Below are 8,178 nucleotides of genomic sequence, written 5' to 3' on the forward strand. Positions count from 1 at the left end.
CCGTCACCCTGCTTCAGGATCCGGACTCACGCATCGCCGGCGCGGAGGTGGAGAGCAAGGGCCGGCGCACGAAGATCGTCGCGCGCCGCGGCGTCGTCATCGCAACCGGCGGCTTCGAATGGGACGCCGAGATGCGCGCACGCCACTTCCCCGGCGCCTTCGACCGGATCGGCAGCCCGCGCGGCAATGAGGGCGACGGCCAGAAGCTTGCGGCTTCCGTCGGCGCGCAATTGGACCGCATGGATCAGGCGAACGTCTATCCCTGCCTGCCGACGCGCTACCAGGGACAGTCGCACGGCTTGCCGATGACCTTCCAGGCCGAGCCGCATTCGATCGTGGTCGATCGCGAGGGAAAGCGCTTTGTCAGCGAAAACGCCTTCAACATCGGCGAGGCGATCGATGCGCGCGGACCGGATGGCGAGCCCGTCCATCTGCCCTGCTATCTCGTTGGCGATAATCGTTTCCTCAAAACCTCGCTGCCTTTCCGCTGGTATGCCTCCTACGAGCGCGACTGGATCAAGAAGGCCGATACCATCGCTGGCCTTGCCGCCAAGCTCGGGTTGCCGGCGGCGGCGCTGGAGGAGACGATCGCGCGCTGGAACGGCTTTTGCGAGAACGGGCACGATGCGGACTTCCACCGCGGCGATAATGGTTGGGAGGCATACAAGGCGCATGGCCCCGAGAACCGGCTGAAGCCGATCGACAAGGCGCCCTACGTCGGCATGACGATCAATCGCTCGATCCTCGGCACCAAGGGCGGGGCCCGGACCAACGAGCGGGCGCAGGTGTTGAGACCGGACGGCTCGATCATTCCCGGCCTTTATGCGGCAGGGCTTGCGATGGCCAACCCCATCGGCACGCGCGCCGTAGGGGCCGGCACCACGCTCGGCCCGAACCTGACCTGGGGCTTCATTGCGGCCGAGACGATCCTGCATCAGTACAGGTGATCGCGGAAGCCTACATGGCAGACGTCACCGAACCCCAGAAGCACACCGGAGGCATGGGGGTGATCGCCGGAGCCTACGGTCTTGCACGATCGCCGGTGTCGCCCTGGCCTGAACGTCCCGGAAGCGCTTCATGATCATTATTCGGCTGTCGCCGTGAATTGCAGGGAGCCGTAGGGGTGTTGGTGGATGTTTCGTCTTCGCCATCTAGCGGATTGGTTTTTTGATAGTTACGCCCGCTTGTCGTCCGGATGGCCAAGCTCGCAGAACCACCCGCCCAGATACTTCACCGATGGCGCCTTGGGATCCGGAATCTGCGTCTTCGCCTCGACCGCTGCGCGGAATGGCTCGGCGCTGTCTTGCGGGATGAACCCCAGATGGTTGGCGCCGCTGTTGTCGACCATTTTCAGCTTGTTGTCGGATATGCCGAACGAGATTGTGTGCCCGACGCGCGGCGCCGTCAGTGCTGCTTCGACCAGACGCACGCAGTCGGCGAAGGAAAGATACGACCACAGCATGCGTCGGTCGGCCGGTTCGGGAAAGGACGAGAAGATACGCAGGCAAGCCGTCTCAATGCCGAACTTGTCCCAGTAGAGCCGGCTCAGGCTTTCGACGAAATTCTTCGACACGCCGTAGAGGCTGTCGGGGCGCACCGGCGCATCGACGCCGATATGGGCTTCGACTTCATGATAGCCGATGGCATGCACCGAGGAAGCATAGATAATCCGCTTCACGCCGTGTTTCCGGGCGCCTTCGTAGATGTGGTAGGATCCGCGAATGCTGGAATCCAGGATCGTTTGCCATTCGCATTCAAGCGGCGCACCGCCGAAATGCACGATCGCGTCGCAGTCCTTGGTGGCCGCGATTGTCGCCTCCATGTCGGCGAGATCGAAGACCGCTTCTTCCTCGTGAGGAGCAAGATCGCCGAACGGTTCGCGACCCGCCAGGCGGATCGTTTTTGCCAGCGGCACCAGCCCCTTTCGCAGTTCCGAGCCAAGCCGGCCGGCGGCGCCGGTGATCAGGATGCGTTCGTAATGCGGCATGGTCTACTCCACTTGCGCGACGGCGGCGTTGATCCGCGCGATCGCCTCGGCAAGCACCTCCTCGCTGGTGGCGGTGGAGATACGAAAATAAGGTGAAAGTCCGTAGGCAGTGCCCGGCACCGAGGCCACGCGGCCTTCGTTCAGAAGATAGGTCGCCACCGCCGTATCGTCCTCCAGCATGACGCCTTTTGGGGTCCTGCGGCCGATCAGGCTGGCGCAACCGATATAGGCATAGAAAGCTCCTTCCGGCGGCGGCAGCGTCAGGCCGTTGATGCGCCTTATGCCATCGACGACCAGGTTCCTGCGCGCCTCGAATGCATCGCGGAAACGAGCCACCTCGTCCTGCGGGCCATTCAGTGCGGCGACCGTCGCCGCCTGGGCAATCGAGCAGACCGAAGTGACCGACTGGCTCTGGATGATCGACATCGCCTTGACGAGTGGTGCCGGGCCGGCTGCATAACCGACACGCCAGCCGGTCATCGCATAGGCCTTGGCCACGCCGTTGACGATGAGGCTTCGGTCCTTGAGGTCAGGGCAGGCCTTGCCGAAGGATACGAATTCGCGGTTATCGAAGATGATGTGCTCATAGATCTCGTCCGACAGGATGAGCACCTGCGGATGCCTGGCAAGGACAGCGCCAAGCGCCTTGAGATCGTCGGCCGAGTAGACCGCTCCGGATGGATTGCCGGGCATGTTCAGGAACAGCCACTTGGTTCTCGGCCCGATCGCCTTTTCCAAGAGTTCGGGCGTCAGCCTGAAGCCGCCGCTTTCCCTGCATTCGACCGTGACGGGCGTGCCGCCTAGCAGCTTCACCATCTCAGGATAGGAGACGAAATAGGGCGCGGGCAGGATGGCCTCGTCGCCGGGTTCCAGCGTCGCCATCAGCGCGTTGAAGATGATCTGCTTGGCGCCGTTGGCCACGACGATGTCGTCGGCCGTGTAGTCCAGTCCGTTCTCGCGCCTGAACTTCCCGGCCACGGCCTCGCGCACTTCCGGTGAGCCGGCTGCGGCGGTGTAGAGGGTCTGGCCCGCTTTGGCGGCTGCATAGGCCGCTTCGATGATGTGGGCAGGCGTCGGAAAATCAGGTTCGCCAAGGCCAAGGTCGATGACGTCGACGCCTTTGGCCCGTAGCGCCTTGGCCGCCTGCGAGGCGGCCATCGAAGCCGACGGCTTGACCACGGACAGGCGCGAGGAAATGTAGCTCATCGGCTTTTCTCCGAAATATAGCCCCTGGACACGTCCTGTGCCCGCGCCTCCGTACTGCGCCTGGAGGGATCGCCATAGCCGCCACCGCCAGGAAGTTCCAGCACCAGACGACGCCCTGCCGGAACGTGCTGCCAGCCCTTCGGGCGCATCAGCGTGCCATCGTCGAGCCTGACGATGCCGGCTATCCCGTCCTTGCCGCCATCGCGTCCCTTGGCCGGATGCCTGACCCGGTCGAACATGGCGGAAAAATCGAACTCGTGGCCTTCAGTGGCCGCGATTTCGAGGATCTGGCCGAGGCCGCCGCGAAATTCCCCGTCGCCGCCGGAATCGGGACGCAGTTCCTTGCGCCAGATGACGATCGGCCCGGTGTGCTCGGTCGCCTCGATCGGCATGGTATGGACACCGGACGGAAAGGCGGTGGCGGACAGCCCGTCCAACGTCGGGCGGGCCCCCATGCCGCCGGAATTGAACATCAGCACCTCGGCGCGGCGTCCATCGCTCCCGGCGACCGGCCTGACCGAGATGTGGATGTTCCACAGTGCCGCCGCCCCTTCGGCAAGGATCTGGCCCGGCAGCGCCTTGGCCAGCGCGCCCAGCACCAGATCGGGCACCATATGGCCGATGACGTGCCGCAGGGAGACCGGCGCCGGCCGCGGGGCGTTCAGGATGTTGGTCGGCGACGATATAGTGAACAGAGCAAGCGAGGCCGCATTGTTCGGGATCTCCGGCGCCACGACGCATTTCAGGGCGTAGCAGGCATAGGCCTTGCTGTAGATGATCGGAACGTTGATGCCCCATCGGCTTGTCGGATCGGTGCCGGAGAAATCGACATTCAAATGGTCGTCCTCAATCGAGACAGCTGCCACCAGCTTGACCGGCGTATCGTAGCCGTCGGTCACCAACTCGTTCGACCAGGTGCCTTTCGGCAGCGCCTTGATGCGCTCCAGCGTCGCGTCATGCGTGCGCGTGAAGATGAACTCTCCCAGCCTGTCCAGCGATGCCAGGCCGATCTCCTTCATCATGTCGACCAGGCGGCGATGGCCGACCTCGTTGCAGGCGGCCAGCGAATAGAAGTCGCCGACGACCTGGTTCGGCTCGCGCACATTGGCGCGCAGGATCTTCACCAGATCGAGGTTCACCTTGCCGCGCTCGGCGAACTTCATGATCGGGATCTGGATTCCTTCCTCGTAGACTGACTTGCCGTCGGCGCCGAAGCCACGTCCGCCAACATCGACCACGTGCGCGGTGCAGGCGAAGAATGCCACCAGTTCGCCGTTCAGGAACGAGGGCGAGACCATGGTGATGTCATGGAGATGGCCGGTGCCTTTCCAGGGATCGTTGGTGACATAGGTGTCGCCCTCGTACATCTCCTCGCGCGGGATCTCGTTCATGAACTGCAGCACGGCCTCGGCCATGGTGTTCACATGCCCGGGCGTACCGGTCACGGCCTGCGCCAGCATCTCGCCGCGCGGATTGAACACGCCGGCCGACAGGTCGCCCGATTCACGCACCGACGTGGAGAAGGCCGTACGCAACAGGGTCAGCGCCTGCTCCTCGACCACCGAAATCAGGCGATTCCACATCACCTGCATGCGGATTTCCAAGATGTCGCTCATGCCTGGACCCCTTTGCGGATCAGGAGGATCGACCCGTCGCTCTGTAGCGCGGCATCGAAGAGAGTGGTGACGACCGTCGACGTCTCACGCTCGACGATCACCGCCGGACCGCTGATGCGATCCCCTGGCGAAAGGTCGGCGCGTTCGATGATGGCTGAAACCTGGACGGTTCCGGTCGCCGGATCGAAAACCTCGCGCGTTTGCGAAGCGGCGACGGTCCTGGTCCCCATGGTGATCTCGTGCCTTGCGGGCGCCGGCCGCACGTCCTGCGCCTTGACCGACCAGGTGACGATCTCGATTTCCAATCCGTCGAGGCCATCAATGGCACGGCCGAAGAAGCGCGCATAATTGTCCCGGAAGGCGTCCTTGAGGCTCACCTCATCGGCGGGCTTGAACGCCCTGTCGGGCAGCGGCACCGGGATTTCCCAACCCTGGCCGGCATAGCGCATGAAGGCGGTGATCTCGCGGGTGATGGCATTGTTCGTGCCGGCTCGCACGAAGCTCTCGGCGGTCGTCTTCAGCCCGTCGAGCAGCGCATTCACCTCGCATGCATCGAAGCGCGACAGCCGCATCAGCTTGGAAGCCAGCGCCTCGTAGCCGAACGGCGCCTTGAGGAAACCGATGGCCGAGCCGACGCCGGCGCCTTGCGGGACAAGGCACTGTTCGACGCCAAGCTTCTCGCACAGCCGCGCCGCATGCAGGGGCGCTGCACCGCCAAAGGCGATCATGACATTGTCGGAGATGTTCTTGCCGTTTTCCACCGCATGGACGCGGGCGGCATTGGCCATATTCTCGTCGACGACCTCGCAGATGCCGAAGGCGGCGGAAACGGAATTGAGTAAAAGCCGGGTGCCGACATCGCGGGTGATCGCCTGCTCCGACGCCTGAGTGTCGAGCCTGATGGCGCCGCCGGCGAAATTGTCCGGGTCGAGCTTGCCCAGCACCAGGTCGGCATCGGTGATGGCCGGGCGGCTGCCGCCGCGCCCGTAGCAGGCGGGACCGGGTTCGGACCCGGCACTTTCCGGGCCGGTCTGGATGCGGCCCATGGCGTCGACCCAGGCGATCGAGCCGCCGCCGGCGCCGACCGTGTGCACCGCCACCATCGGCACATGGATCGGCATGGCATATTCGATCTCGATCTCGTTCGAGACGGCCGGCTCGGCATTGCGGATCAGCGCCACGTCGGTCGAAGTGCCGCCCATGTCGTAGGTGACGAGGTTTTCGAAGCCGGCACGTTTTCCGGTGTAGGCGGCGGCGATGACACCCGAGGCCGGACCGGACATGACAGTCTTGGCCGATTCACGTGTGACGAAGCGGGCCGAGATCATGCCGCCATTGCCGTTCATGATCAGGAAGTCGCGGGCATAGCCTTTTGCAGCCAGTTCCTTGCGCAGCCGCTCGACATAGCGCTCGAGGATCGGCTGCACCGAGGCGTTGACCGAAGCGGTGACGCCGCGCTCGAACTCGCGCGCCTCCGACAGCAGCGCATGGCCTGCCGTGATGTAGCCGTTCGGCCAGAGCTCGGCGGCAATTTCGGTGGCGCGCCGCTCGTGCGCCGGATTGGCGTAGGAATGCAGGAAATGGATGACGAGGGATTCGCAACCGGCCGCGATCAGCGTCTGCACCGCCTCGCGCATTTCGGCCTCGTCGAGCGGTGTGCGTATCGCACCCGACGCTTCGACGCGCTCCGACACTTCGAGCCTGAGATTGCGCGGGATGATCGGCACGAAGCTGCCGGTCATGCCATAGGCCTGCGGCCGCGTGCGCCGGCCAAGCTCGATCACGTCGCGAAAACCGCGCGTGGTGATCATGCCGGTTTTCGCCAGCCGGCGTTCGAGCACCGCATTGGTGGTGGTGGTCGTGCCATGCACGATGAGGTCGATGCCGTCGATCGGAAATCCGGTGGCGCCGAGCGCCGAAACGACACCGAAGGCCTGGTTGTCGACCGTGGTCGGCGTCTTGGCCAGATACACCCTGCCGCCATCGCTTCCGTCGATCAGGAGCAGGTCGGTGAAGGTGCCGCCGACATCGATACCGGCAACGACATTTCCCTGGGGATCGCGCGCTTGCGCCGAAATATTCTCTTCCATCGTCGAAACCCGAAATGCGCGGACTACGGATATGCGTCAGTTTGGAAAGCTGTTTTAAGGGAGCATCTTGACGCAAATATCGTTTGTATACTAATAAATTCCGGACACAAGAGCTTGCCGCTTTGGAGTGTGCGAACAGCACGCCGGGACCTGAATGGTCCGGGCGCGCAAGTGAAGGTTTGGCGCCCGCGTCCGTGAGCTGGGCCAGAAGGTTGGATTTGATGAACACCACATCCGCTCTCAATACCGTCGGCGCCCGACCGCTGCAGTTCCCGATTCCGGCCAATGTCTATGCCGAAACCGTGGTCTCGGTGAAGCACTACACCGACCGGCTGTTCTCGTTCCGCATCACCCGTCCGCAGTCGCTGCGCTTCCGCTCCGGCGAGTTCGTCATGATCGGCCTGCCCAATGCAGAGAAGCCGGTGTACCGCGCCTATTCGGTGGCGAGCCCAGCCTGGGACGAAGAGCTGGAATTCTTCTCGATCAAGGTGCCGGACGGCCCGCTGACTTCGGAGCTGCAGAAGATCCAGGTCGGCGACACCGTCATCATGCGCCAGAAGTCGACCGGCACGCTGGTGGTCGACGCACTGACGCCGGCCAAGCGGCTGTTCATGATCTCGACCGGCACCGGCATCGCGCCCTTCGCCAGCCTGCTGCGCGACCCCGACACCTACGAAAAATTCGATCAGCTGATCCTGACCCATACCTGCCGCGACAATGCGGAACTCACCTACGGCCAGGAGCTGGTCGCAGCACTTGAAAGCGACCCGCTGATCGGTGAACTGACCACTGGGCGCGTCACGCTCTACAATTCGACGACCCGCGAGGAATCGGCACGCATGGGCCGCATCACCGCGCTGATCGGCTCCGGCAAGTTCTACAGCGATCTCGGCATCGACAAGCTCAACCCGGAAACCGATCGGATCATGATCTGCGGCTCGATGCATATGCTGAAGGACGTCAAGGAACTAGCCGAAAGCCTCGGCTTCGAGGAAGGCTCGCTGAGCCATCCGGCGACTTTTGTCGTCGAGCGCGCCTTCGTCGGCTGAGCCGCACCAACATCTCGGAAGTCTACGTTTTTGACCGCACGGTCAAAAATTGCTGCTTTCGCCGCCTTTTTCGGTTATGACCGCCCGCAGGACTCGTGAAGTAGGGCTTCACGGGCTATCTTCGGCACACGTCGCTGAATGAAAGGGCAGGAGATGAGCAGCACAATCCGCGAAGCCGATGTCGGCTCGGCCAAGGTGACGCCGCTGCCGGCGCGTGCCGCCGCCAATAC

6 protein-coding genes are annotated in these 8,178 nt (G+C 63.6%); 2 read left to right on the forward strand and 4 right to left on the reverse strand.

Going from position 1 to position 8,178, the window contains the following annotated elements; genetic code table 11:
• The coding region (locus EN991_RS14070) for an FAD-binding protein (RefSeq protein ID WP_127368979.1) at positions 1 to 947 on the forward strand (947 nt) is incomplete at its 5' end.
• Positions 948 to 1,174: 227 nt separating this feature from the next.
• On the opposite strand, the gene EN991_RS14080 is transcribed toward EN991_RS14070, so the two are convergent.
• Genes EN991_RS14080 through EN991_RS14095 form a run of 4 tightly spaced genes read right to left on the reverse strand, consistent with a single transcriptional unit; the run spans position 1,175 to position 6,899 of the window.
• Positions 1,175 to 1,987 (reverse strand): NAD(P)-dependent oxidoreductase, encoded by an 813-nt coding sequence (locus EN991_RS14080; protein WP_127368980.1) that lies wholly within the window; start codon positions 1,985 to 1,987, stop codon positions 1,175 to 1,177.
• A gap of 3 nt (positions 1,988 to 1,990) precedes the next feature.
• Positions 1,991 to 3,193, reverse strand: coding sequence for a pyridoxal phosphate-dependent aminotransferase (locus EN991_RS14085; protein ID WP_013530392.1), 1,203 nt, complete (start codon positions 3,191 to 3,193; stop codon positions 1,991 to 1,993).
• Positions 3,190 to 4,809 carry a hydantoinase B/oxoprolinase family protein gene (locus EN991_RS14090; RefSeq protein ID WP_127368981.1) on the reverse strand — a complete coding sequence of 540 codons (1,620 nt, stop codon included), beginning with the start codon at positions 4,807 to 4,809 and terminating at the stop codon, positions 3,190 to 3,192. The genes EN991_RS14085 and EN991_RS14090 overlap by 4 nt, the downstream gene beginning before the upstream one ends.
• Positions 4,806 to 6,899, reverse strand: a complete 2,094-nt coding sequence (locus EN991_RS14095) for a hydantoinase/oxoprolinase family protein (RefSeq protein WP_127368982.1) — start codon at positions 6,897 to 6,899, stop codon at positions 4,806 to 4,808. Before EN991_RS14095 ends, EN991_RS14090 begins: the two co-directional genes overlap by 4 nt.
• Positions 6,900 to 7,120: 221 nt before the next feature.
• On the opposite strand from EN991_RS14095, the gene EN991_RS14100 reads away from it, so the two are divergent.
• Complete coding sequence (locus EN991_RS14100) at positions 7,121 to 7,948, forward strand: ferredoxin--NADP reductase (protein WP_027040179.1); 828 nt, start codon at positions 7,121 to 7,123, stop codon at positions 7,946 to 7,948.
• Positions 7,949 to 8,178 lie beyond the last annotated feature (230 nt).

The organism is Mesorhizobium sp. M7A.F.Ca.US.005.03.2.1, from assembly GCF_003997795.1.
In the GTDB taxonomy this organism is placed as follows: Bacteria; Pseudomonadota; Alphaproteobacteria; order Rhizobiales; family Rhizobiaceae; genus Mesorhizobium; species Mesorhizobium ciceri.

What these genes read in the sequence shown, in the direction of transcription:
- EN991_RS14080 (WP_127368980.1), bottom strand. Translation starts at nt 1,987, where the DNA reads ATGCCGCATTACGAACGCATCCTGATCACCGGCGCCGCCGGCCGGCTT.
- EN991_RS14100 (WP_027040179.1), top strand. Translation starts at nt 7,121, where the DNA reads ATGAACACCACATCCGCTCTCAATACCGTCGGCGCCCGACCGCTGCAG.
- EN991_RS14090 (WP_127368981.1), bottom strand. Translation starts at nt 4,809, where the DNA reads ATGAGCGACATCTTGGAAATCCGCATGCAGGTGATGTGGAATCGCCTG.
- EN991_RS14085 (WP_013530392.1), bottom strand. Translation starts at nt 3,193, where the DNA reads ATGAGCTACATTTCCTCGCGCCTGTCCGTGGTCAAGCCGTCGGCTTCG.
- EN991_RS14095 (WP_127368982.1), bottom strand. Translation starts at nt 6,899, where the DNA reads ATGGAAGAGAATATTTCGGCGCAAGCGCGCGATCCCCAGGGAAATGTC.